Here is a 22610-nt window from a genome sequence, read left to right as displayed (position 1 = left end):
GTTTATGCCCAAGATTCATGTCATGTCGGTCATCGGTAGCGCAGTACCCGCTCCGCTTCGCGCGCACGGCCTGCTGGCGTGCTGGTATGTGGTCAGTGACGGCGTTGCCCTCAGCGGCCCCTTTACCTCCCGTGCCGCCGCGCAAATCAAAGCCACCAGCGAAACAGATAGAACAGCGCCGCACTCAACGCGACACTGAGCAGGACGTTACGGCTCCAGAGCATGAGCCCAATGGTGCATAGCCCGGCCAACAGGTACGGGTTGCCCGGGCTCAGGTCGACCCCGTGATCCTTGACGAAGATGATTGGCCCGCAAATCGCTGTCAGCATCCCCGGCACCGCGAATCCCAAAAATTCCTTTACCCCGCGATTCAAGCGAATCGGCAACCGCGGCTCCAAAAACAGGTAGCGGTTGAAAAACAGTATCAGCGTCATCCCGCCTATGATTGCCCAAATCATGCCCAGTACCCTCCCAGTCGCTTGCACAGATAGCCTGCAACCATGCCCGACAGCCCTGCCAGCACAATGGCCGACTCCCAACGCCAATAACTGAACAGCACCACGGTCAGCAACGACACTGCTATGCAGACGATTGTCGGAAAGTTGCGAACGATGGGTGTGATTAACGCAATGAACGTCGCGGCAATCGAGAACTCCAGCCCCAGTTGATCCAGCCCCGGGATACTCTTGCCCAGCAGCACGCCCAGAAGGGTGAAAATATTCCAGCCCACGTACATGCACAGCCCAACGCCCAGTGCGTACCAACGATCGAACGTATTCTGGTCAAACGGGCTGACCAGGGCAAAGAACTCATCGGTCAGCAAAAAGCCCAACCCGAAACGCCATCTCGATTCGAGTGGTGCCACGAGCGGTCGCAAATGCATGGCATAGAGCAAATGTTGCGAGGTCAGCAGCAAGGTAGTCACCAGGATCGAAATCACACTCGCCCCTCCCTTGATCATGCCGATCGCCACCAATTGCGCCGCACCGGCAAACACAAAAAGCGAGAGCCCCTGGCTTTGCGCGGGCGTCAATTGGGCATCGATGGCCGTGGAGCCGGCCAATAACCCCCAAGGGGCACACGCCAGCGTGAGCGGAAGACAGGCCATGGTGCCGCGCACAAACGCGGTTCGAGCAAGGGAATCAGACATAACAAACATTCCGGCAGTAAGCAGCGGCAAAGGGTCGCAACTTGACTGACGAAAGTCTTGAACGATCTTGCTCACAGGCCCTCAAAACTTTACGCGGGCTCCTTGAGACGCCCCGACGCGTTTGACGAGAGGCCGATCCTGGTCTTTAGTCAGCCGCATTCAAGTGACGTTAATTCCGATCAACCGCTGCCACGAGGAACCACCATGAAAGACCTGAAATCCGCCAAGGAAAGCAGAAAGGCCGATCTGCGGACACCTACGGCATTAAGCGAAGAAGCCTGCATCAACATTGCAGCCGAAGTGAATGCCCTGCTGGCTGATACCTTCGCCATTTACATGAAAACCAAGAACTTCCACTGGCACATGTCCGGTCCGCATTTCCGTGATTTCCATCTGCTGCTGGACGAGCAAGCCGATCAAATCTATGCGACCACCGACGCCATTGCCGAACGCGTACGCAAGCTGGGGCGCACGACGCTTCGCTCGATTGGCCATATTAAAAAGCTCCAGCGCCTGCTGGATAACGATGCCGACTTCGTCACTCCGGAAGACATGCTGGCAGAGCTGCGCGAAGACAACATTCAACTGGCGGCCTACATGCGTGAGACTCACGACATGTGCTCCGAACTCGGGGATGTAGCCACCACCAGCCTGCTGGAAAACTGGATCGACGAAGCCGAACGCCGCGTGTGGTTCCTGTTCGAGTCGTCGCGCACTAAATAACCGGCAAATTTTTTTAGGAGCGGACTTGCTCGCGATACAAGCGACGCGGTTCGGCTGGAGCACTTGGTCGATGCCATCGCGAGCAAGCCCGCTCCCACAAGAACCATGAATTTTGTTTCACAGTCTTTGAGTGCAGCGAGAGGTATATTCACTGCGCTCATTGCTCATTCAATGAACCCCTTGGCCCGCACCTCCCCCAGCGGGCTTTTTTTTGCCTGTCAAACGCCTTGCTGGAACACCAGCGCTTTCAAACCGCATTCGGTATCGGCATCAGGGAACTCCGGGGGGTTATCCAGGCGCTGGACAAAACGCAGGCCGGGCGCATCACGGGTGACGCCATCGATCAGAAAGTCCGAACCCAGTGCAGGGTCGTTCATGCACGCCAGGACCGTGCCGTTTTCGCTGAGCAATTCCGGCAAACGGCGCACTACGCGCTGGTAATCCTTGGTCAACAGGAAGCTGCCTTTCTGGAACGACGGCGGGTCGATGATCACCAGATCGTAAGGACCGGTGCTTTTCACCTTGCCCCAGGACTTGAACAGTTCATGCCCCAAAAACGTCACCTTGCTCATGTCGTGCCCGTTCAACCGATGGTTGTCGCGGCCACGGCTCAGCGCTGCACGTGACATATCGAGATTGACCACATGCTCGGCGCCACCTTCTATCGCGGCCACTGAAAAGCCACAGGTGTAGGCAAAAAGGTTCAATACCCGTTTGCCCCCGGCGTTGGCCCGCACCCAGTCACGGCCGTAGCGCATGTCCAGGAACAGGCCGTTGTTCTGCTTGCGGCCCAGGTCCACCCGATAGCGCAACCCGCCTTCCGTCAGCGTCCACTCATCAACCGCCTCACCCACCAGCCATTCGGTGTCGCTCTGCAGCGTATAGCGATGTTGCAGCACCAACGTGTGTGCGCCGCTGGCTTGCCATGGGGGGGACTGCACGAGAGTCATCAACAGTTGCTTCAAGGCGTCCAGCTGCCCGGCATCGGGCTCCTTGAACAGCGAGACCAGTACCACGCCTTGCAGCCAGTCCACCGTCAACTGCTCAAGCCCCGGCCAGCAACGTCCGCGCCCATGGAACAAACGTCGGGTTTCATCGGGCGCAGCCTCAAGAGCAGTCAATAGGTGCAGATGCAGAGTGGTTAACGCTTCAGGAGTCATCAGGCCGGCCGGTCAATTTCAAGGGCCGGCATTTTACACAATTGCATCGCCCTGCCTAACCTGCACAACTCGCTCATGCACCCGTAACCGCCCTTCCTGAAAAACTTAAAATTATCGTTTTACAATCATTTATTATCGAATTACGATACTTCCACCGCAAAACACCGCCTACCGTTTCTGCGCAGAATCCGGGCACTTAAAACCATCAGTACGACAGAAGGACTTTTAGATGAAAACTGATCACTTGGCCGATCGCAGCCGAATCCTGGCAACAGCCACTCTGGCACTCGTCGTGACCATGCTGCTGGCCAATATCGCTTACTGGATTTTCCCCAACGTCATTGGCACCTATGTCGGCGGATTCAGCCTCAGCGCCATGAGCAAAACACTGAATGCAGACATTCTTCAGATGCCCTGGTGGCAAGTCGCAGGTGCAATCGTGCTCTCCAGTATCCCCCTGCTGATACTGGCCAAGGGTTTGCTGGCACTGCGCAGCCTGTTTCTGGCCTACAGCAACGGGGAATACTTCTCGGCAGAGTCGGCTGAACTGTTGGGCAAAGTTGGCAAAAGCGTCTCTTTGTGGGTGCTGGCTTGCCTGCTGCTGACACCGGTCATGAGTGTCTGGATTACATTTTTGCGCCCTGCTGGCGAGCGTTTGCTCACTATCAGCTTTGAACCGTCGCATCTTGTTGCCTTATTCCTCTCCGCTTCTCTTATGATCATCGCCCGCAGCCTATACAACGCCTGTTCGTTGGCTCGTGAAAATCAGCAGTTTGTTTAAGAGGCCAAGATGCCGATCGAGATTAAGCTGGACGTGATGCTGGCCACCCGCAAGGTCAAATCCAAAGACCTCGCGCAGAGGGTCGGTATCACCGAGCAGAACCTGTCACTGCTCAAACAAGGGAAGGTAAAAGGTATAAGGCTCGCCACCCTGGAGGCTATTTGCATAGCGCTGGATTGCCAGCCCGGAGACCTGCTGCATTATCGAGCCGAATCGTAAAACTCCCGCTCACGCCTGTGGGGCCACCGCCCCACAGGCGTTGTACTTGGCCCCGCCTCCAGCGTTACTGACTGCTCGCCACCTCCAGGGGCCGGGTCAAACGCTTACTCTGTTCAGCCAGCCAACAGCTTTGCACTGCTAGGCTCGCCCGGGCACGAATCCCTGTTTCGCCAGCACTTGCAATTGACGTCTGCCAATGCACTGGCGCCTCAAAGCCTCATCCACGAATATTCGCTGATAAACCCTGCGAAATCAGGCATTTCTGCCGCTATTGATCCATACTGACAAAATGTAACGTTATGTGTGTAACAGCCGTTGCAGCCAGGTAATTCCCAACCATCCTTGAGTCATTCTGCGTGAAAATTCATCTTTCTATTTTAAGCCTGTGTTTAGTTCTGGCAGGCACCAGCGCCTCTTCAATCGCCGCAGCGGCTGAAAGCATTTCGGCCCCAAGGGATACCTCACAACTGCATATCGCCTCAGGCAGCGCGATGCTGATCGACCTGCAGACCAACAAGGTCATTTTTGCCAGCAACCCTGACGCCATCGTCCCCATCGCTTCCGTGACCAAACTGATGACCGCCATGGTGGTGCTGGACGCCAAGCAGTCGATGGATGAATACATTTCGGTCAACATCAGCGACACCCCAGAAATGAAAGGCGTGTTTTCGCGGGTCAAGATTGGCAGCGAGCTCTCGCGTCGCGAAATGATGCTGATCACCCTGATGTCATCGGAAAACCGCGCGGCTGCCAGCCTTGCCCATCACTATCCAGGCGGTTATGTGGCCTTTATCGCAGCCATGAACGCCAAGGCCAAAAGCCTGGGCATGATGAGTACCCATTACGTTGAGCCGACCGGCCTGTCGATTCACAACGTGTCCACCGCCCGCGACTTGAGCAAACTCCTGGCAACGGCGCGGCACTACCCGATGCTCAGCCAGTTGAGCACCACCAAAGAAAAAACCGTGGCGTTCCGCAAGCCCAACTACACCCTGGGCTTTCATAACACCGATCATCTGGTCAAAAAGGACAAGTGGAATATCAAGATCACCAAGACCGGCTTTACCAATCAAGCCGGCCACTGCCTGGTGCTGGTAACCGAGATGGGCAATCGCCCGGTTTCGCTGGTGATTCTGGATGCCTTTGGCAAATACACCCACTTCGCCGATGCAGGGCGGATTCGCAACTGGGTTGAAACCGGTAAAAGCGGCAGCGTGCCCGACGTAGCCTTGCGCTACAAAGCCGACAAGAACCTGCAAAAGCATCAGTTGACCGCAGGCCAGGCAGGAAAGTGATATTCAAGACGTAAATTGCAGGCACTTGCCTCGGGGAGAGATCGGGGACAAATGCCTGCGTACTGCTCCTAACATGCACGCGGATAAAAAGAACCCCGCCTGAAGACGGGGTTCTTTGCTAACGCGTGCTCAGATCAGTGTTGCAGAGCAGGCTGCGAATCCCCATTGATCGGGATACGTTTGGCTTTTGCCTCTTCCGGTACCACCCGCTGCAGGTCGATGCTGAGTAAACCGTTGCTCAGGTTTGCACCTTTGATCTCGATATGGTCGTCGAGACGGAAGGACAATTTAAACGCCCGCTGTGCAATGCCTTGATGCAAGAAGGTCACGCCTTCTTCGCTGGTACTTTCACGTTTGCTGCCGCTTACGGTCAGCACACCTTTCTCTACTTGCAGGTCCAGATCATCTTGCTGGAAGCCTGCAGCTGCAACCACGATGCGATAGCTGTCCTCACCCCGTTTTTCAACGTTGTAAGGTGGGTAGCCGCCGCTCGAATCATTGCGCAAAGCGGTTTCAAACAAATCACTAAAACGGTCAAAACCGACAGAATTACGGAACAGTGGCGCCATTGAAAATGCGTTGCTCATAATTTCATCCTCCTGATTTCAGCGAGATTTAGTTACGCGACCCGGTTTCGGCATCGCGTACCCCTTAAATAGGGACCGTCAAAACCATTTCAAGCCCTTTTTTTGAATTTTTTTCACCCGCTTCAGGCAGCGTCTACTGGCGGGTTGTTGACCAGATGGCGGACCTTTTCACAGTCGGTCTCACGACGCATGGCATTGAACAATACGACCGCTTCGGGATAGTTGCGCGTCAGCATGGCCAACCACTGCTTCAGGCGCCCGGGGGCTGAGCGCGGCGTCAGCTGAGCCTCGGCCTGAGCCCAGAAATCGCGGATCATGGGCTGCAAGTCAGCCCAGGTCATCGGCACCACTTCAACACCGGCACGGGCTGCGGCAATTTGCCGGGCCAGATCGGGGCGCGACACCAGGCCGCGACCCAGCATGATGTCTTCGGCACCACTGATTTCGCGGCAACGGCGCCAATCTTCAACCGACCAGATATCGCCATTGGCAAACACCGGCACCTTCACCACTTCCTGTACCTGGGCGATGTACTCCCAATGGGCAGGCGGCTTGTAGCCATCCATCTTGGTCCGCGCGTGCACCACGATCTGGCTTGCGCCCCCTTCGGCCAGGGCAATCGCGCACTCATTGGCGCTGTCTGGCGTGTCAAAGCCCAGACGCATCTTGGCGGTCACCGGGATATGCGCAGGCACGGTACGTCGTACCTGCAGCAGGATCGCGTGCAGCAGTTCGGGCTCTTTGAGCAGCACCGCACCGCCACGGGACTTGTTCACAGTTTTGGCCGGGCAGCCAAAATTGAGGTCAATCACTCCGGAGCCCAGCTCAACGGCCAGCGCCGCGTTGTCGGCCAAACAGGCCGGATCAGAACCCAACAACTGAACGCGCAACGGAACGCCGGAACGCGTCTGGGCACCGTGCTGCAGTTCGGGGGCGAATTTATGGAAGTAGGCTTCTGGTAACAACCGTTCGGTGACCCGAATAAATTCGGTCACACACCAATCAATACCGCCGGTGCGGGTCAGGACATCACGCAGGATGTTGTCGACCAACCCCTCCATCGGCGCCAAAGCAATTTGCATGGGTGACTCTCATAAAAAACGTGCGGCAGTTTACGCCGTTCTGTAGGCAATCGGTATGAGCAGGCGCTGCTGATCAGGCTGTCACGACAGCCGGGCCATAACCTTCAAGGAACTCGGGCGGCAAGCGCTTGGCCTTGCCGGTGGACAGCTCGATGCAGACAAAGGTGGTTTGGGCACGCAGCAAGGTCACGCCATCGCTGGGGCGCACGAGCTGAAAGTGTCGGGTCATGCGCAAGCGCTGGTCACAGTCGACAATCCAGGTCGCCAATTGCAGCTCATCGTCTTCGTAGGCGCTGGCCAGGTAATCGATTTCATGCCGGGATACCGCCATGGCGCGGTCAAGACGACGGTACTCGGTGAGGTCCAGCCCCAGGCGCTGCGAATGGCGCCAGGCACATCGTTCCAGCCAGACCACATAGGCCGCGTTATTGGCATGGCCGAACCCGTCAATGTCTTCGGCCTTAACGTGCAGGTCAATGATGAACGGTGCTGCCAAATCCCAACTCATGCCTTGTCTCCCTGTAAACAAAAAAGGAGCGCAGTGTAACGCAGAGGTGGCACCAGCAAGCTTCAAGGCGAGGAATATAAAAACTGCAGACAAACAAAAGGGTCATTCAATAATCGAATGACCCTTATAAATCCCGCATAGCGGGTAATCGTGGCGTCCCCTAGGGGACTCGAACCCCTGTTACCGCCGTGAAAGGGCGGTGTCCTAGGCCACTAGACGAAGGGGACACAAACCCTTCTAACAGTGATCAGCACTCGGTGCTGATCGATTCAATGCCAGTGTGGCCCGACATTGAACTGTAAATTGGTGGAGCTAAACGGGATCGAACCGTTGACCTCTTGCATGCCATGCAAGCGCTCTCCCAGCTGAGCTATAGCCCCGATTTATCGCCTGGCGGCGGAGCATCACCGAAGTGCTGCTTCTGTAAAACTGGCGTCCCCTAGGGGACTCGAACCCCTGTTACCGCCGTGAAAGGGCGGTGTCCTAGGCCACTAGACGAAGGGGACACAAACCTTCTAACTGATCAGCGCTGAGTGCTGATCGATTCAATGCCGGTGTGGCCAGACATTGAACTGTAAATTTGGTGGAGCTAAACGGGATCGAACCGTTGACCTCTTGCATGCCATGCAAGCGCTCTCCCAGCTGAGCTATAGCCCCAGACAGTCAACGCAGCGTGTTATTGCTGCTTGTTTCATGTTGCTGTGTGGACGGGGCGCATATTAAGACTGGATCGGTAGGCTGTCAAACTTATTTTCAAAGTTTTTAAAAAAAATTTGCCGTGAGAACAACCACTTACCTTCCCTGCCCCGTAAATACTGGCCCAAACCCATCTAGACGCTTTTGTAGAAGCGGGCTTGCTTGCGATGGGAACGACGCGCAGTGCCAGGCAATACGTGTCGATACCATCGCGAGCAAGCCCGCTCCCACAGAAAAAAACCGCCTGCGATGATTAATTCAGCGCGTTAAACAGCTTTTCCCACTCTTTGTTTTCTTTCTTCGAAACGCCGCCCAGCAGGTCCAGCGCCTGGCGCAGACGGAAGCGGGTCAGGTCCGGCCCCAGAATTTCCATGGCGTCCAGCACCGACACCGAGCTTGCTTGTCCCGTGATCGAAGCGAACATCAGCGGCATGGCATCACGCAGCTTCAGCTCCAGGGATTCAACCACCGTCTGGATGCAACCGGTGATGGCGTCTTTTTCCCACTGACGCAGGCTCTCAAGCTTCCACAGAATCAATTGCATCAACTGACGCACTTGTTCGCTGGACAGCTTCTTGTGCTCAAACAACTTGGCATCGAGTTGCAAGCCACCCGAGAAGAAGAACCCGGCCAATGGCGCGATCTGGCTGAAGGTCTCAACACGACCCTGAACCAGCGGGGCGATCTTCATCATGTACTCAGGGTTCAACGCCCATTGCTGAACGCGGCTGGCGAACTCTTCCAGCGGCAGGTCACGCAACCATTGGCCGTTGAGCCAGGACAGCTTCTCAACGTCGAAAATCGGCCCGCCCAGCGAGACGCGGGACAGGTCAAAGTTATCAACCATTTCCTGCAACGAGAACTTCTCGCGCTCGTCCGGCATCGACCAGCCCATGCGACCCAGGTAGTTGAGCATGGCTTCAGGCATAAAGCCCATGCGCTCGTAGAACGTCACCGAGGTTGGGTTTTTGCGCTTGGACAGCTTGCTCTTGTCCGGGTTGCGCAGCAGCGGCATGTAGCACAGTTGCGGTTGTTCCCAGCCGAAGTACTCGTACAGCAGGATCAGCTTGGGTGCCGATGGCAGCCACTCTTCGCCACGCAGTACGTGGGTGATGCCCATCAAGTGATCGTCGACCACGTTGGCCAGGAAGTAGGTCGGCAGACCATCGGTTTTCATCAGCACTTGCATGTCCATGCGATCCCACGGGATCTCGACATCGCCGCGCAGGAGGTCCGGCACTACGCACACGCCTTCGGTAGGCACTTTCATGCGGATCACGTGCGGTTCGCCAGCAGCCAGACGGGCCGCCACTTCTTCTTTGGACAGCAGCAGCGCACGACCGTCGTAACGCGGGGTTTCACCCTTGGCCATTTGCTCGGCGCGCATCTGGTCCAGCTCCTCGCTCGTGCAGAAGCACGGGAAGGCATGACCCATATCGACCAGTTGCTGGGTGTACTTCTTGTAGATCTCGCTGCGCTCGCTTTGACGGTACGGGCCGTGTGGGCCACCAACGTCCGGGCCTTCGCTCCAGGTGATACCCAACCAGCGCAAGGCATCGTAGATCTGCTGCTCGGACTCGCGGGTAGAACGCAATTGGTCGGTATCTTCGATCCGCAGGATAAATTCGCCGCCATGCTGCTTGGCAAAGCAGTAGTTGAACAAAGCGATGTAAGCGGTGCCGACGTGGGGGTCGCCGGTAGGCGATGGCGCAATGCGCGTACGAACGGTGGTCATGGGCGGTCTCGAAGTGGAGATAAAACAAAGGGCGAATGGTAACAGGCCGAGACGGCTTGGCTCCAGCGCAGCAGGCCAACAAGGTCACATCCCCCGCCCCACGGCTCAATACAGCGAAAACAGAGCACCTGCATCAAGCTCGATAAAAAGAAACCGCCCGGCAGAGATGCTAACCTCTGGCCACGCTCTAATCCCCTTGGCCGGAGTCCTCTATGGCCCATGTCGTACTGGTGTTGGTTGAAACGGTAAATGACTACTTGCCACTGCTTGAGCGCGAAGGTTTCGAGCTGATACTGGCGCCCACACCGTCCAGCCGCGCCGAAGCCATTGCCGAGCATGGCGCACGGATCAACGCGGTGCTGACCCGTGGGCCGCTGGGTTTATATGCCGAAGAGATCGCCGACATGCCTTCGCTGCTGATTATCTGCGTGATCGGTGCCGGTTATGAGCATGTAGACCTGCAGGCCGCCAGCAACCGCGGGGTCGTCGTCACCAATGGCGCCGGCGCCAATGCCTCATCGGTGGCCGACCACGCGATGGCGCTTCTACTGTCACTGGTACGCGGCATTCCCCAGGCCGATGCCGGCATCCGTCGCGGTGAATGGAACAAGCTGCGCCAACCTTCGCTGGCAGGCAAGCGCATGGGCATCCTCGGCCTGGGCGCAGTAGGCATGGCCATTGCCAAACGTGCAGCCAACGGGTTTGACATGAGCATCAGCTATCACACCCGCCAGGAACGCCACGACATGCACTACACCTACTGCAAAAACGTGATCGAACTGGCCAGTTCGGTAGATTTTCTGATCGTTGCCACACCCGGCGGTAGCGAGACACGACACCTGGTCGATACAGCCGCGCTGTATGCCCTGGGCCGCAACGGTTACCTGATCAACATTGCCCGAGCCAGCGTGGTCGACACCCAGGCCCTGATCGATGCCTTGGCCAAAGGCAAAATTGCCGGGGCCGGGCTCGATGTATTCGATGATGAGCCACAAGTACCGGACGCACTCAAATTGCTCGGCAATGTGGTAATGACCCCCCACATGGGCGGCCAATCACCGGAAGCCGCCGAGGGCACCGTGCAAATGGTGGTCAACAACCTGCTCGCCTTCTTTGCCGGGCAACCCGTACTGACCCCGGTACGTTTACCCGAACCTCAATAAGCACGGAGTTTAAATTAAGCCCCCAGCAGCTCGTTATACACAACGACTCCTGCTTATTGAGGTGCTGATATGTCCCCCGCTGCCGCCCTGGTACACAACCTGCGCAACCGACTCAGTAAACCCACCGCCTACCGGCTGTTCGATATCCAGCTCAAGCGCCGCATCACCTTGAGCCCCTCGCTGACACGCTTTGTGTTCGGTGGCAGCGACGTAGCACTGATGCGCACCCTGGCACCCGATCAGCGAGTCAAGTTGTTGTTCCCCAGCGCCAATGGCGAGCCCTCCAACCTGCCAAAACAAGGGGATTGGCGGGCGCCCCTGCGCGACTTGAGCCCCGAACGGGTGCCGCCCATGCGCTCCTACACCATTCGCAACCTGCGCCTGGAGGCAGGCGAACTGGATATCGACTTTGTCCTGCACGGCGTCACCGGCCCCGCCACACGCTGGGCGACACAGGCCAAAGCGGGTGCCCCCCTGCAAATTGCGGCCCCTAATGCCGCCTATACGGACGACCCGGGCGGCTATGAGTGGCAACCGCCACAAGGCATGCGCAAAGTGCTGCTGATCGGCGACGAAACTGCGCTGCCCGCCATAGCCGGCATCCTCGAAGAGCTGGCACATCACCCCGACACCCCTCAGGTGCAGGTTTTTATTGAAGTACCCGAAGAATCCGACTGCCAAAACCTGGTCTGTGGCCCGAACACCAAAATCCACTGGCTACCCCGTGCCAGCCTGGGCAAGCAGCACGGTGACGGCATGATCCTCGCCGCCCGTGAACTGGCCAGCCTGCCGCCCCGACGCCTGCAGGCAAAGGCTTGTGCTGTCCTGCAAGAACTTGATCTGGACAACCAGCGCCTCTGGGAACGGGCCAGCGCCAGGCACAACGAGTTTTATGCCTGGGTGGCTGGAGAATCGATGGCGGTGATGGCGATCAGAAGGTTTTTCATCCATGAATGCGGCATGGACCGCAAGGCTTTGACCTTGATGGGTTATTGGAAGCTGGGACGGTCATTGGGCTGATACTGGCCCTTGTAGCAGTTGCCGAAGGAACGAGGCTGCGTTCGGGCGCGTAGCGATCGTAAAACCTGAGTCCGCAGGGTATCTGACAGGCCGCATGCATTGATTTCACGACGGCTACGCCGCCGAACGCAGCCTCGTTCCCTCGGCAGCTGCTACGAAAATTTGCCCCCCTCAGCTCGCAGCAGAGCATCTACTGGAACGCATGAAACATTTTATTACAAATACAGCTTCGGGTTTTACTCACCTCATTCGTCCTACATGTATAAGAGATCGCTTCTCAATGGCGATTACACACCCGCCCTACCCCCGAGTTTGCCGTTTCCCATGTCCAAAAAGTCCCGCTCCAAACTCTGGTTTCTGGTTCACAGCTGGTTGACCCTGCCTATATGGTTCTTCGTCCTGATTGTCTGCGTGACCGGCACCTTGGCCGTGGTCAGCCAGGAAATTGTGTGGCTTGCCACCCCTGAAGCCCGATCCACCCAGCCGTTTGATGACGCTCCACTGCTGACATACGAGCAGGCGCTGACCGCCATTCACAAGGCCGAACCGAACCTGGCCGTTCAGTCGATCAGCCGCCCGGATGAGTCGCACTTTGCCCTCGTGGCCCGTGTGGTGTACCCGGACGGCCGCTCGCCATCGCTGTACATCAACCCGTACACCGGGGCGATCCAGGGGGAAAGCCCCAGCTTTGACTTCCAGGCCTTTACCCGCGCGTTGCACGGCTGGTGGTTGGTGCCGTTCACCAATGGCTTCAGTTGGGGCTGGTATCTGGTGTCGTTCCTCGGCCTTCCATTGCTGGGGTCGCTGATCACCGGCCTGGTGGTCTACAAAAAATTCTGGAAGGGCTTTTTTAAACCCAACCTGCGTTTCAATCATGGTGCACGCATTTTTTGGGGCGACTTCCATCGCTTGTGCGGCATCTGGTCGATCTGGTTTATTGCGGTCATTTCCATCACCGGCCTGTGGTTCTTGATTCAGGCCTTTATGTTCGATAACCAGATTTCGATTTCGACCGCTGGCAACCCGCCTGTTGTGGCGCGCCAGGACGTGCCGATCATGCCTGACGGCAAGCCCGCACCGCAGATCAGCCTCGATCAGGCAGTCAAGATTGCCGCCGAAAGAATTCCTGGGCTGGAAGCGAGTTTTGTCAGCCTGCCGAGCAATGCCTACGGACACATCGAGGTCGGCGGCCCGGGCTGGTATCCACTGCTGTTCCAGACAGCAGAAATCAACCCGTATAACGGCGCGATCGAAGGCTCGCGAATGATTGCCGACCGCTCCGGGCTGGAGCTGGTCACCGAGTCCATGCGTCCGCTGCACACCGGCGATTTTGGCGGCCTGTGGGTCAAGCTGATCTGGTTCTTCTTCGGCCTGATCCTCAGCATGATGATTCTGAGCGGCCTGCTGATCTGGACCAAACGCACTGCGCTGGCCACCGCCAATGCTTTCAAGCGCAGCGAGAAATCACAGCGCGCACCCGCCAAAACCCAGACCGCCACGGCGCATAGCCAACAGCCAGAAGAGGCCAATGTATGAGCAAGGCAGTGGCCGCACAGCCCTCCACCACCCTGGGCCGGTGGTGGCACAAATGGCGCTTTCACATAAATGTCCTGCTGTTGTTGGTGCCGCTGGGCTTCATGCCCAAGTACTTCGCAGATGCCTCGCTGTTTCGTGGGGACAGCGGCTTGGGCGAGCGTGAAATCGGCACCGTACAAGTCGGCCCCTGGAGCCTGAAACTGGCTGAGTTTCGCAACGAAGCCCCGCGCCCTGATGGCCCGGCCGGCTATATGAAGAGCTTTAACGCGGCCCTGTGCGATACCTGCATCGATCAGGTCAAGGCCGCCTACCTGCGAATCGGCAAACCTCGCAGCCTGCGGGCCGCTGGCGTAATTTTCTTCGGTACGCCCTACCGTATGGGCGCCACCATGCCGATCCCGGATCGCACCAAAGCCGACGCCGAGCTGTGGATCACCCTTGAGGGGTGGGACGGCTCCATGCATCAGGCCTCCATTCCCCTGAGTCAGGCCTCACCGGCAACGGTGGCCTGGCTGGCCCAACGAGGAACCAAATAATGCCTTCGCGCCTGTTTAAAAAACCTGCCCTGGCGGCAGGATTTATTGCGTTGCTCGGTGTCTGCAACCAGGCACTGGCCCACAACCCGATGTGTGAGTGCAAAGCCGTGGAAGACGGGCAAATCCGTTGCACAGGCGGGTTCTCCGACGGCAGCGGCGCACCGGGAGTGACCCTGGATGTGATCGGCTACGACGAAACCATCCTGGTGCCCGGCAAGCTGGGAGCGGATTCAACCCTGACCTTCAAGCGTCCCGATTCCGAGTTTTATGTCCTGTTCGACGCCGGCCCCGGTCACATCGTTGAAATCGACCAAGCCGATATCGAGGCTCCATGAGTACTCAAGTCGTGCGTCCGGCCGGGGCCGGGCATGAAACCCTGTATGTGCTGCTGTTGTGCCTGTTGATTTTGACTGTAGCCGGCTCCGTGGTGGCCTGGCGTCACGAGTCGCAGGAGATTACTTCGGTGGCCGCCCATCAACTGGATGCACGCCGAGACCTGACCGCTGCCGAACAAGGTATCTACGCCGACCTGCGGGTCACCCTGGATGAAATCCAGTTGCTGCGCGAAGAGTCCAGTGCCCTGCCCCAACCCGCTCAACTGGCCGAAGAAGGCTTTGCACCCTTTGCCAGCGATGCCAGCTCCGTGAGCCGTGGCAACCATGCCTGGCAATTACTGGGCGAGCAGGCGTATCTGGGCACCAGCCCCAACCCTGAGGTGGCGGGTTCGTTCTTGATGCGCATCAGCTCCCAGCCGGATATATGGCTCAACCGCACTCCCGACGTAAAAGCCCCCACCGACTTCAGCGATGCTGCCCTTAACCAAAGTGGCTGGCAGCAAGTGATCGCGCAATTCGATGCCGGGGTTACACGCCAACATCGGCACTGAACCCACCGCTTGACCTGAGAGAAGACTGCTCGCCATGTCGATTTCATCTGTTGTGCGTAGCCGCACCGTGCTGCTGGCCGCCCTGTTTACCTTTTGCCTGTCACCACAGGCCTTTGCCGACGCCCCGGCCCCGCTGGCCAAGCCGTTGCGTATTGGTATCACCCTGCACCCTTACTACAGTTACGTGGCCAATATCGTCGGCGACAAAGCCGAAGTAGTGCCGTTGATTCCCGCAGGTTTTAACCCCCACGCCTATGAGCCCCGGGCTGAAGACATCAAGCGCATCGGCACACTGGATGTGATCGTGCTCAATGGCGTGGGTCATGATGACTTTGCCGACCGCATGATCGAGGCCAGTGAAAAACCGGACATCCCGGTAATCGAGGCCAACCAGAATGTTCCACTGCTGGCAGCCACAGGTAACGCGGCTCGCGGCGCGGGCAAGGTGGTCAACCCGCACACGTTCCTGTCGATCAGCGCCTCGATTGCCCAGGTCAATAACATTGCCCGCGAACTGGGCAAACTCGACCCGGCCAACGCCAAGACCTACACCGCCAATGCACGCGCCTACGGCAAGCGCCTGCGCCAAATGCGCGCCGACGCCTTGGCCAAGTTGACCCAGGCACCAAACGCCGACCTGCGCGTAGCCACAGTACACGCGGCTTACGACTACCTGCTGCGTGAGTTCGGCCTGGAGGTCACCGCCGTGGTTGAGCCTGCCCACGGCATAGAACCAAGCCCCAGCCAGTTGAAGAAAACCATCGATCAACTGCGCGAGCTGGATGTGAAAGTCATCTTCTCCGAGATGGACTTCCCTTCCACTTATGTTGAGACCATTCAGCGCGAGTCAGGGGTCAAGCTGTACCCGCTGTCGCATATTTCCTATGGCGACTACAGCGCTGACAAATACGAAAAGGAAATGACCGGCAACCTCGATACCGTGGTCAGGGCCATTCAGGAGGCCGGAGCATGACCGCCGTTGAACCCTTGTCAGTTGCGGTCTGCGGGCCAGGGGTCGAGTTTGATCAGGTGTCGCTGACCCTGGGCCGAACGCCCATTCTGGATCATGTCAGTTTCAGTATCCGCCCCGGCAGCGTGCATGCACTGGTCGGGCCTAATGGCGGCGGTAAAAGTTCGCTGATCAAAACGCTGCTGGGGCAAATGCCCCATCAGGGTCGCCTGTGCCTGAACTGGCCTGGCGAGCCGGGATTGATCGGCTATGTTCCCCAGGCGCTGGAATTCGATCGCGGGCTGCCAATGACCGTCGATGATTTCATGGCCGCCATGTGCCAGCGCCGTCCAGCGTTTATGGGCTTGTCGCGCAAGGTGGCTCCCGCCATCGGTGAAGCGCTGGAGCGCGTGGGCATGCAGGACAAACGCAAGCGGCGCATGGGCGCACTGTCCGGCGGCGAGCGCCAGCGCGTGTTGTTGGCACAGGGCCTTATCCCCGCACCGCAGCTGCTGGTACTGGACGAACCCATGTCGGCGCTGGACGAAGCCGGTGCACGGGTATTTGAGCGTTTGCTGACTGACTGGCGTCAGGCCGGGGTCACGGTGGTATGGATTGAACACGATTTGGCCGCCGTAAAACGCTTGGCAGAACGCGTGACCGGACTCAATCGCCAGGTGCTGTTCGACGGCCCGCCCGAGCAAACCCTGAGCCCCGAACGTCTGCTCAACCTGTTTTCAACCCATCCCAAGGCTCACGGGAGCGCCCTTTCATGAGTTACGAAGCGTTCCGCTTGATGGTTCAGGGCTGGGCTTCTGCGGGCTATCTGCCCGAAGTGCTGGCTTACGGTTTTGTGGTCAACGCCTTGCTTGCCGGTTTGCTGATTGGCCCGGTGCTTGGCGGGCTGGGAACCCTGGTCGTGGTCAAACGCTTCGCGTTTTTTTCCGAAGCCGTGGGGCATGCCGCGCTGACTGGCGTGGCCATCGGCATCCTGCTGGGTGAACCCTACACCGGGCCTTACGGCAGCCTGTTTGGCTATTGCCTGCTGTTCGGGATCTCGCTTAATTACCTGCGCAACCGTACCGGCCTGGCCCCGGACACACTGATCGGGGTGTTCCTGTCGGTGTCATTGGCACTGGGCGCCAGCCTGCTGCTGATTCTGGCGGGCAAGATCAACGTGCATATCCTCGAAAACGTGCTGTTCGGCTCCGTATTGACGGTCAACGGCAACGATTTGCTGGTGTTGGCGGTGGTCGGCGCGCTGGTGCTGGGCCTCAGCCTACCACTGTACAACCGCATCATGCTCGCCAGTTTCAACCCGCAACTGGCCGCTGTGCGCGGGGTCGCTGTCAAAGCTCTGGACTACCTGTTTGTAATCCTCGTAACGCTGATTACCGTAGCCGCCGTAAAAGTCATTGGTGCGATTCTGGTGGGCGCACTGCTTGTGATTCCGGCCGCTGCGGCGCGTTTGCTCAGCCAGTCGCTTAAAGGTTTTTTCTGGATTTCAGTGTTGATCGCCACCGTCAGCACCCTGTGCGGCATCCTGTTGCCCATCGTGTTTGACCTGCCGATTCCGTCCGGCGCCGCAATTATTTTGATGGCCGGTATCGCCTTCGCTCTCGCCGCCATCGCCCGCGGCGTGGTGCCCAGCCTAAAAGGGAATATTGGATAAATGTTCACTCTGCGCAAACTCGCACTGGCCCTGGCCATCACCGGCCTGCTCAGTACTCCACTGCTGGCAGCCGACACTGCAACGCAACCGGTGCGCATCCTCGCCAGCCTGCCGATCACTTACGGGCTGGGCGAGTTGCTGCTCAAAGACAGCAACGTGACCCTGGAGCGGGCCGCTGCGGCCAATTTGCCCGGCAGCCGGCAGAGCGCCTATTTCAGTGGTCGCGGCGCTCCGGCCCTGCACAAACTGGCCACAAACGCAGATGCCGTGATCGGCCTGCGCTCTGTGTGGAGCGATGACCCGCTGTACCCCATGGCACGGCGCAGCAATATCCGCATTGTTGAAGTTGACGCTGCGCGACCAGTGGACGGCAGCCTGCCGGGCATTGCCGTGCAACCGGGTGTTCACAGCGATGGCCTGAACAGCCAGCCGTGGCTGACCAGCAACAATATGGGACGCATGGCGGACGTGATCGCAGCCGATCTGGTGCGGTTGGCACCGGATGCCAAGCCAAAGATCGAGGCCAACCTGGCAGGTCTCAAACAGCGTTTGCTCAAGCTCAGCGCCGACAGCGAAGCACAGCTGGCCAAGGCTGATAATTTGGCCGTGGTGAGTTTGTCGGATCGGCTGGACTACTTGATTGGCGGGTTGAATCTGGAACGGGTTGAGGTCGATCACAAAGGCGATGAGACCTGGACCCCCGAGTCGCTGCAAGCGCTGACCCAAACCCTGAAAGACAATGAGGTAGCGCTGGTGCTGGATCACCGTCAGCCGGCAGCTGCGGTGAAAGCTGCGATCGCCGAAGGTGGCAGTGAACTGGTGGTGGTGACCGCAGATGGCGCTGACCCAGTGGCCGAGTTGCAAGACACTATCGACGCCATTGTCAAGGTGCTGAGCCACAGCTGAACCTGGTTGGTCACCTGGCGCGTTGCGACGCTTGCAGCGCGCCCTGCCAGTTCGCAGCAACTGCCGAAGGCTGCGTTCGGCGGAGCAGCCCTCGCAAAACAGGCCCCTGCAGTGCAGCAGACAATTCCCGGGTTCAGTTTTACGGGTGCTCCGCCCCCGGACGCAACCTCGCTCCTTCGTCAGCGGCTACGGGCCTTGTATCCCCAAGCCATGAAAAACGCGATTACTGCGTCTCACAAGCCTGACTCTCGGCCTCCTGCTTGTTGCGGCGAACAGAGCGATACCCCACAGCCAGCAGCACGAACCAGACGGGCACCATATACAGCGCCTGACGGGTGTCGGTTTCCAGAGCCAGCAGTACAAGGATAAACACGAAGAAAGTCAGGCAGACCCAGACCATGACCTTGCCACCGGGCATTTTGTATTTCGATGCGCGGTGCAAGTGGTCACGCTTTTTGCGATAGGCCAGATAGGACAGCAGGATCATGGTCCAGACAAACATGAACAAGGTGGCCGATACCGTGGTGATCAGGGTGAAAGCCTCCATCAGGTTGGGCACCACATAGATCACCAGCGCTCCCGCCAGCAAGCAGATGCAGGAGAAAATCAGGCCGTTTGAAGGCACCGCTCTGCGCGACAGACTCTTGAACTTGCCCGGGGCATCGCCATCCATTGCCAGGCCAAACAGCATGCGGCTGGTTGAGAACACACCGCTGTTGGCCGAAGAGGCCGCAGAGGTCAGGACCACGAAGTTGATGATGCCGGCGGCGGCGGGCAGACCGGCGAGCATGAAGAGCTCAACGAAGGGGCTCTTGTCGGCCACAACATCACGCCATGGCGTAACGGCCAGAATCGCGATCAGCGCAAACACGTAAAACATAATGATGCGCAACGGAATCGAATTGATCGCACGGGGTAGATTGCGCTCCGGGTTTTTGGTTTCTGCGGCGGTGGTGCCTACCAGCTCGATGCCGACAAAGGCAAACACGGCAATCTGGAAGCCGGCGAAAAAACCCATCACGCCGTGGGGGAACATTCCGCCGTCATTCCACAGGTTGGCCAGGGATGCCGAGTTGCCAGTCGGTGACTGGAACGCGGTGGTCACCATATAAAGACCGGTGCAGACCAGTGCGCAAATGGCCACGATCTTGATCATGGCAAACCAGAACTCCAGTTCCCCGAACATTTTTACCGTGATCAGGTTCAATGACAGCAGCAGCGCCACGCAGCCGATAGCGGGCAACCACAGGGGGATATCCGGGAACCAGAAGTGGGTATAGCCAGAGATGGCGATCACATCGGCGATGCCCGTGACGATCCAGCAGAACCAGTAGGTCCAACCGGTAAAGTAACCCGCCCTGGGGCCCAGCAGGTCGGATGCAAAATCGATGAACGACTTGTACTTGAGGTTGGATAACAGCAGCTCGCCCATGGCGCGCATCACGAAAAACAGCATAAAGCCGATGATCATGTAGACAAATATGATGGAGGGGCCTGCGAGGCTGATGGTCTTGCCCGAGCCCATGAACAGACCGGTACCGATGGCTCCGCCAATGGCGATCAACTGGATATGACGATTGGACAGGCTGCGCTTCAGTTCTGGTTCTTCTGTGGCAGGTTGGTGATTTTGCATGAATCATCCTCTTATTGTTCTTGTACGAGGTCCTCACACCAGACAAACATCATGTTCACCCGATGTTCTGTGCCAGCCTCGTACAAGCAGTCAAGTGGGCCGTTTATGCGCCGTAGGGGTCTGTTAATCCAGAATGGAATCACGCCACCAAAAAGCGGTCTGTGGGTGATTCGGTAAAGCGCGGGTACTGTAAACCATGGCCCAATTGAAGTTGTAACAAAATCAGTACATTGCAGCGCATTCTAACCGTCAGGCCATTATGGGAGCGGGCTTGCTCGCGATGGCATCATTGCGACTGGCCTGGCAGACCGCGTCGCCTGCATCGCAAGCAAGCCCGCTCCAGCTCCCTTAAAGAGTGCTTTTCAACGGCATTCGCAGTTCAACCCGCAAACCATCGGACTGACTGTCAAAAGTCAGTTCGCAGCGGCAACGCTCGACAATCGCTTGCACGATCGCCAGGCCCAGCCCACACCCATTGCTGTTGCCATTGCGCCAGAAGCGCTGGGTCATGTGCTGCAATGTTTCGGGGGCTATGCCGGGGCCGTGGTCGCGGACCACGAAGTTTACGTGCGAGCCCTCAACGGCAACCGTCAATTCCACCTGGGTGCCGGGCGGGGTATGGCGCAAGGCGTTGTCCAGCAAGTTACGCAGCGCTGCAATGGCCAATACCGATGGAACTTCAAGCGCCGTGGTCGGGAGGTCTGGCGGAAGATGCAAGCGGATGTGTTCACCACCGGCACTGGCGGCATCATGAATCGCCAGGCGCGCCACTTGCTCGGCCGAGCAATTGACCCCGTCATCAAATGACAGGCTGCCTTCAACCCGCGCCAGCAGCAGCAATTGCTCAAGGGTTCGGTGCAAGCGGTCGGCACCCGCTTCGGCATGGGCCAGTGATTGTTCGCGGGCCTGGCCATCGGTCATGCGCGCTACTTGCAGGTGGGTTTTGATCGCAGTCAGCGGGCTGCGCAATTCGTGGGCCGCATCGCCGGTGAGGCGCCGCTCACGCTCGATGGTCTTGGCAATACGCGCGAACAGCTGGTTCTGCGAATCGAGCAGTGGTTTCAGCTCACTGGGCAATGGCGTGATGTTCAGCGGTTGCAATGAGTCTGCATCGCGGCGCATCAAGGCATCGCGCATCCGGTTGAGCGGCGCCAGCCCTTGGCCGATCCCCAGCCACAGCAACAATAGACACACCATCAGCGCCATGCCCACGGGCACCGATGCCGCCAGCAGGACCGACAGGTTCAGTGCCTCGCGCTCGACCTGACGATCCGCGGTGGTAATACGCAGATCACCGCGATCCAGGGTAAAGGTGCGCCAGGCGGCGCCGTCGATAATCTGGTCATGAAACCCTGCCGATTGTGACTGCATCGGCTGGTCCGGATTATTGTGGCTACGGGCCAGGATCTCGCCGCGCAACGAACTGACCTGACAGGCCATGCCGCCGGGCACGGTCAGTTGCTCGGCACTGAAATGGGTGCCCTCGCCTTTTACCGGCAATTGCGGCAATTGCTCCAGCAACCCCGCTACCATGCGCGCCGAAGCCACCAGCCGCTGATCGAGGGAAAACATCATTTGCTGACGCAGGTCGCTGAGCATCCAGGCCGCAGCCAGGGCCCAGACCAGAACAAATGCCGAGCCAATAGTCAGGCTCAAGCGCAGGCGCAGACTCATCATGCTTCTGACTCTGCGCCATCTGCATGCCCCAGGCGATAGCCCAGGCCACGTACGGTTTCAACGATGCCGTTGCCCAATTTACGTCGCAGGTGATGGATATGAACGTTCAGGGCATTGCTCTCCAGTTCGTCACCAAAGCCATAAATGCTGTCCTTGAGCTGCTCACTGGACAGTACCCGCCCACGGTTGTGCAGCAAGGCTTGCAACAGCGCCTGCTCACGGCGGGACAAGTCGACTGGTTGACCCGCCAACAAGGTCACGCGACTGCTGGGGTCGTAACTCAGGCTACCGTGCTCGATCAGGTTGACGCTGCGACCTGCAACCCGACGCAGCAACGTGTGCAGCCGGGCTGCGAGTTCACGCAGATCAAAGGGTTTAAGCAGGTAATCATCGGCACCGGCCTGCAGGCCGTCGACACGATCGGTCACCGAGTCACGGGCAGTCAGAATCAGTACGGGCAATTCGAGCCCCTGCTGGCGCAACTGCTGCAGCAGCTTGAGGCCGTCTTCGTCGGGCAAGCCCAGGTCAAGCACCATCACATCGAACTCGGCGGCCTTCAACATGGCCCGCGCCGCACTGGCCGTGCCGACGTGCTCAACCGTCAGGCCCTGAGCCGTCAGCCCGGCCTTGATGCCGCTGGCGATCAGTTCGTCGTCTTCGCAAACCAGTACATGCATGCTGATACCCGCTTAAATG

General features: G+C 58.3%; 25 protein-coding genes and 4 tRNA genes. 15 read left to right on the top strand and 14 right to left on the bottom strand.

All coding sequences use genetic code 11. From position 1 onward, the window contains the following. The first annotated feature begins 4 nt into the window (after positions 1–4). Positions 5–199, top strand: a complete 195-nt coding sequence (locus RGV06_RS23515) for a hypothetical protein (RefSeq protein ID WP_082113487.1) — start codon at positions 5–7, stop codon at positions 197–199. Here the strand turns inward: RGV06_RS23515 and RGV06_RS23510 are convergent. Continuing rightward, the gene (locus RGV06_RS23510; protein WP_019826148.1) at positions 147–458 is read right to left on the bottom strand and encodes an AzlD domain-containing protein; all 312 of its coding nucleotides are present in this window, start codon (positions 456–458) and stop codon (positions 147–149) included. The two genes, RGV06_RS23515 and RGV06_RS23510, sit on opposite strands and share 53 nt — an antisense overlap. Next, on the bottom strand, positions 455–1150 hold the full coding sequence (locus RGV06_RS23505) for an AzlC family ABC transporter permease (RefSeq protein ID WP_322151560.1): 696 nt from the start codon (positions 1148–1150) through the stop codon (positions 455–457). The genes RGV06_RS23510 and RGV06_RS23505 overlap by 4 nt, the downstream gene beginning before the upstream one ends. A gap of 204 nt (positions 1151–1354) precedes the next feature. Here RGV06_RS23505 and RGV06_RS23500 point away from each other — a divergent pair, with 204 nt between their 5' ends. Then, positions 1355–1873, top strand: a complete 519-nt coding sequence (locus RGV06_RS23500; protein ID WP_019826151.1) for a Dps family protein — start codon at positions 1355–1357, stop codon at positions 1871–1873. A gap of 218 nt (positions 1874–2091) precedes the next feature. Here the strand turns inward: RGV06_RS23500 and RGV06_RS23495 are convergent, their stop codons facing one another. Continuing rightward, a complete protein-coding gene (locus RGV06_RS23495; protein WP_019826152.1) occupies positions 2092–3033 on the bottom strand; it encodes a class I SAM-dependent methyltransferase in 942 nt (313 codons plus the stop codon). Positions 3034–3262: 229 nt separating this feature from the next. Here RGV06_RS23495 and RGV06_RS23490 point away from each other — a divergent pair, with 229 nt between their 5' ends. The 3 genes from RGV06_RS23490 to pbpG all read left to right on the top strand — a co-directional run bounded on the left by RGV06_RS23490 (position 3263) and on the right by pbpG (position 5328). Continuing rightward, positions 3263–3814 carry a DUF2975 domain-containing protein gene (locus tag RGV06_RS23490; protein ID WP_046810525.1) on the top strand — a complete coding sequence of 184 codons (552 nt, stop codon included), beginning with the start codon at positions 3263–3265 and terminating at the stop codon, positions 3812–3814. A gap of 9 nt (positions 3815–3823) precedes the next feature. Then, on the top strand, positions 3824–4033 hold the full coding sequence (locus RGV06_RS23485) for a helix-turn-helix domain-containing protein (protein WP_046810526.1): 210 nt from the start codon (positions 3824–3826) through the stop codon (positions 4031–4033). Between the two features lie 356 nt (positions 4034–4389). Beyond that, positions 4390–5328 carry a D-alanyl-D-alanine endopeptidase gene (gene pbpG, locus RGV06_RS23480; protein WP_037032421.1) on the top strand — a complete coding sequence of 313 codons (939 nt, stop codon included), beginning with the start codon at positions 4390–4392 and terminating at the stop codon, positions 5326–5328. Between the two features lie 134 nt (positions 5329–5462). Here pbpG and RGV06_RS23475 read toward each other — a convergent pair whose 3' ends face one another. The 8 genes from RGV06_RS23475 to gltX all read right to left on the bottom strand — a co-directional run bounded on the left by RGV06_RS23475 (position 5463) and on the right by gltX (position 9936). Next, entirely contained in the window at positions 5463–5915 is a 453-nt protein-coding gene (locus tag RGV06_RS23475; RefSeq protein ID WP_019826160.1) for an Hsp20 family protein, read from the bottom strand. Positions 5916–6037: 122 nt separating this feature from the next. Beyond that, complete coding sequence (locus tag RGV06_RS23470; RefSeq protein ID WP_019826162.1) at positions 6038–6997, bottom strand: tRNA dihydrouridine synthase; 960 nt, start codon at positions 6995–6997, stop codon at positions 6038–6040. A 73-nt stretch (positions 6998–7070) separates the two neighbouring features. Next, on the bottom strand, positions 7071–7505 hold the full coding sequence (locus tag RGV06_RS23465) for an acyl-CoA thioesterase (RefSeq protein WP_019826163.1): 435 nt from the start codon (positions 7503–7505) through the stop codon (positions 7071–7073). 151 nt (positions 7506–7656) lie between these two features. Next, a tRNA-Glu gene (locus RGV06_RS23460) sits at positions 7657–7732 on the bottom strand. A 77-nt stretch (positions 7733–7809) separates the two neighbouring features. After that, positions 7810–7885: transfer RNA gene (locus RGV06_RS23455), tRNA-Ala, on the bottom strand. Positions 7886–7935: 50 nt separating this feature from the next. Continuing rightward, positions 7936–8011 (bottom strand) — tRNA-Glu (locus tag RGV06_RS23450). 75 nt (positions 8012–8086) lie between these two features. Then, positions 8087–8162 (bottom strand) — tRNA-Ala (locus tag RGV06_RS23445). Between the two features lie 292 nt (positions 8163–8454). After that, complete coding sequence (gltX, locus tag RGV06_RS23440; protein WP_198822702.1) at positions 8455–9936, bottom strand: glutamate--tRNA ligase; 1482 nt, start codon at positions 9934–9936, stop codon at positions 8455–8457. 212 nt (positions 9937–10148) lie between these two features. Between gltX and RGV06_RS23435 the strand changes: the two genes are divergently transcribed. The 10 genes from RGV06_RS23435 (at position 10149) to RGV06_RS23390 (ending at position 18604) form a co-directional block, all read left to right on the top strand. Then, positions 10149–11099 carry a 2-hydroxyacid dehydrogenase gene (locus tag RGV06_RS23435; protein ID WP_046809828.1) on the top strand — a complete coding sequence of 317 codons (951 nt, stop codon included), beginning with the start codon at positions 10149–10151 and terminating at the stop codon, positions 11097–11099. 69 nt (positions 11100–11168) lie between these two features. Continuing rightward, positions 11169–12119, top strand: a complete 951-nt coding sequence (locus RGV06_RS23430) for a siderophore-interacting protein (RefSeq protein ID WP_322151559.1) — start codon at positions 11169–11171, stop codon at positions 12117–12119. 324 nt (positions 12120–12443) lie between these two features. Then, positions 12444–13655 (top strand): PepSY-associated TM helix domain-containing protein, encoded by a 1212-nt coding sequence (locus RGV06_RS23425; RefSeq protein WP_019826294.1) that lies wholly within the window; start codon positions 12444–12446, stop codon positions 13653–13655. Beyond that, positions 13652–14191 (top strand): hypothetical protein, encoded by a 540-nt coding sequence (locus RGV06_RS23420; protein ID WP_019826296.1) that lies wholly within the window; start codon positions 13652–13654, stop codon positions 14189–14191. Before RGV06_RS23425 ends, RGV06_RS23420 begins: the two co-directional genes overlap by 4 nt. Next, a complete protein-coding gene (locus RGV06_RS23415; protein WP_019826298.1) occupies positions 14191–14526 on the top strand; it encodes a hypothetical protein in 336 nt (111 codons plus the stop codon). The genes RGV06_RS23420 and RGV06_RS23415 overlap by 1 nt, the downstream gene beginning before the upstream one ends. Beyond that, complete coding sequence (locus RGV06_RS23410; protein WP_019826300.1) at positions 14523–15077, top strand: DUF6162 family protein; 555 nt, start codon at positions 14523–14525, stop codon at positions 15075–15077. The genes RGV06_RS23415 and RGV06_RS23410 overlap by 4 nt, the downstream gene beginning before the upstream one ends. A 34-nt stretch (positions 15078–15111) precedes the next feature. Beyond that, positions 15112–16050 carry a metal ABC transporter substrate-binding protein gene (locus RGV06_RS23405; protein ID WP_322151558.1) on the top strand — a complete coding sequence of 313 codons (939 nt, stop codon included), beginning with the start codon at positions 15112–15114 and terminating at the stop codon, positions 16048–16050. Then, the gene (locus tag RGV06_RS23400) at positions 16047–16802 is read left to right on the top strand and encodes a metal ABC transporter ATP-binding protein (RefSeq protein WP_019826304.1); all 756 of its coding nucleotides are present in this window, start codon (positions 16047–16049) and stop codon (positions 16800–16802) included. The genes RGV06_RS23405 and RGV06_RS23400 overlap by 4 nt, the downstream gene beginning before the upstream one ends. After that, positions 16799–17698, top strand: a complete 900-nt coding sequence (locus RGV06_RS23395; RefSeq protein ID WP_016780336.1) for a metal ABC transporter permease — start codon at positions 16799–16801, stop codon at positions 17696–17698. Before RGV06_RS23400 ends, RGV06_RS23395 begins: the two co-directional genes overlap by 4 nt. Then, positions 17699–18604, top strand: coding sequence for a metal ABC transporter solute-binding protein, Zn/Mn family (locus RGV06_RS23390; RefSeq protein WP_019826306.1), 906 nt, complete (start codon positions 17699–17701; stop codon positions 18602–18604). Positions 18605–18827: 223 nt separating this feature from the next. On the opposite strand, the gene cycA is transcribed toward RGV06_RS23390, so the two are convergent. From cycA to RGV06_RS23375, 3 genes are all read right to left on the bottom strand, one after another. Next, positions 18828–20237: a D-serine/D-alanine/glycine transporter gene (gene cycA, locus RGV06_RS23385; protein ID WP_019826308.1), complete on the bottom strand. Its 1410-nt coding sequence runs from the start codon at positions 20235–20237 to the stop codon at positions 18828–18830. 348 nt (positions 20238–20585) lie between these two features. Then, the gene (locus RGV06_RS23380) at positions 20586–21914 is read right to left on the bottom strand and encodes an ATP-binding protein (RefSeq protein ID WP_019826310.1); all 1329 of its coding nucleotides are present in this window, start codon (positions 21912–21914) and stop codon (positions 20586–20588) included. Further along, positions 21911–22591 (bottom strand): response regulator, encoded by a 681-nt coding sequence (locus RGV06_RS23375; RefSeq protein ID WP_019826312.1) that lies wholly within the window; start codon positions 22589–22591, stop codon positions 21911–21913. The genes RGV06_RS23380 and RGV06_RS23375 overlap by 4 nt, the downstream gene beginning before the upstream one ends. Positions 22592–22610: the final 19 nt, after the last annotated feature.

This window comes from Pseudomonas sp. CCI3.1 (assembly GCF_034313985.1).
In the GTDB taxonomy this organism is placed as follows: domain Bacteria; phylum Pseudomonadota; class Gammaproteobacteria; order Pseudomonadales; family Pseudomonadaceae; genus Aquipseudomonas; species Aquipseudomonas psychrophila.
The sequence above is the reverse complement of the archived record's forward strand: the minus strand, read 5'-3'. Positions and strand labels throughout refer to the sequence as shown.

Bases quoted from the DNA above. Each gene is read 5' to 3' on its own strand.
- RGV06_RS23515 (WP_082113487.1), top strand. From the start codon at position 5: ATGCCCAAGATTCATGTCATGTCGGTCATCGGTAGCGCAGTACCCGCT.
- RGV06_RS23510 (WP_019826148.1), bottom strand. From the start codon at position 458: ATGATTTGGGCAATCATAGGCGGGATGACGCTGATACTGTTTTTCAAC.
- RGV06_RS23505 (WP_322151560.1), bottom strand. From the start codon at position 1,150: ATGTCTGATTCCCTTGCTCGAACCGCGTTTGTGCGCGGCACCATGGCC.
- RGV06_RS23500 (WP_019826151.1), top strand. From the start codon at position 1,355: ATGAAAGACCTGAAATCCGCCAAGGAAAGCAGAAAGGCCGATCTGCGG.
- RGV06_RS23495 (WP_019826152.1), bottom strand. From the start codon at position 3,033: ATGACTCCTGAAGCGTTAACCACTCTGCATCTGCACCTATTGACTGCT.
- RGV06_RS23490 (WP_046810525.1), top strand. From the start codon at position 3,263: ATGAAAACTGATCACTTGGCCGATCGCAGCCGAATCCTGGCAACAGCC.
- RGV06_RS23485 (WP_046810526.1), top strand. From the start codon at position 3,824: ATGCCGATCGAGATTAAGCTGGACGTGATGCTGGCCACCCGCAAGGTC.
- RGV06_RS23475 (WP_019826160.1), bottom strand. From the start codon at position 5,915: ATGAGCAACGCATTTTCAATGGCGCCACTGTTCCGTAATTCTGTCGGT.
- RGV06_RS23470 (WP_019826162.1), bottom strand. From the start codon at position 6,997: ATGCAAATTGCTTTGGCGCCGATGGAGGGGTTGGTCGACAACATCCTG.
- RGV06_RS23465 (WP_019826163.1), bottom strand. From the start codon at position 7,505: ATGAGTTGGGATTTGGCAGCACCGTTCATCATTGACCTGCACGTTAAG.
- gltX (WP_198822702.1), bottom strand. From the start codon at position 9,936: ATGACCACCGTTCGTACGCGCATTGCGCCATCGCCTACCGGCGACCCC.
- RGV06_RS23435 (WP_046809828.1), top strand. From the start codon at position 10,149: ATGGCCCATGTCGTACTGGTGTTGGTTGAAACGGTAAATGACTACTTG.
- RGV06_RS23430 (WP_322151559.1), top strand. From the start codon at position 11,169: ATGTCCCCCGCTGCCGCCCTGGTACACAACCTGCGCAACCGACTCAGT.
- RGV06_RS23425 (WP_019826294.1), top strand. From the start codon at position 12,444: ATGTCCAAAAAGTCCCGCTCCAAACTCTGGTTTCTGGTTCACAGCTGG.
- RGV06_RS23420 (WP_019826296.1), top strand. From the start codon at position 13,652: ATGAGCAAGGCAGTGGCCGCACAGCCCTCCACCACCCTGGGCCGGTGG.
- RGV06_RS23415 (WP_019826298.1), top strand. From the start codon at position 14,191: ATGCCTTCGCGCCTGTTTAAAAAACCTGCCCTGGCGGCAGGATTTATT.
- RGV06_RS23410 (WP_019826300.1), top strand. From the start codon at position 14,523: ATGAGTACTCAAGTCGTGCGTCCGGCCGGGGCCGGGCATGAAACCCTG.
- RGV06_RS23405 (WP_322151558.1), top strand. From the start codon at position 15,112: ATGTCGATTTCATCTGTTGTGCGTAGCCGCACCGTGCTGCTGGCCGCC.
- RGV06_RS23400 (WP_019826304.1), top strand. From the start codon at position 16,047: ATGACCGCCGTTGAACCCTTGTCAGTTGCGGTCTGCGGGCCAGGGGTC.
- RGV06_RS23395 (WP_016780336.1), top strand. From the start codon at position 16,799: ATGAGTTACGAAGCGTTCCGCTTGATGGTTCAGGGCTGGGCTTCTGCG.
- RGV06_RS23390 (WP_019826306.1), top strand. From the start codon at position 17,699: ATGTTCACTCTGCGCAAACTCGCACTGGCCCTGGCCATCACCGGCCTG.
- cycA (WP_019826308.1), bottom strand. From the start codon at position 20,237: ATGCAAAATCACCAACCTGCCACAGAAGAACCAGAACTGAAGCGCAGC.
- RGV06_RS23380 (WP_019826310.1), bottom strand. From the start codon at position 21,914: ATGATGAGTCTGCGCCTGCGCTTGAGCCTGACTATTGGCTCGGCATTT.
- RGV06_RS23375 (WP_019826312.1), bottom strand. From the start codon at position 22,591: ATGCATGTACTGGTTTGCGAAGACGACGAACTGATCGCCAGCGGCATC.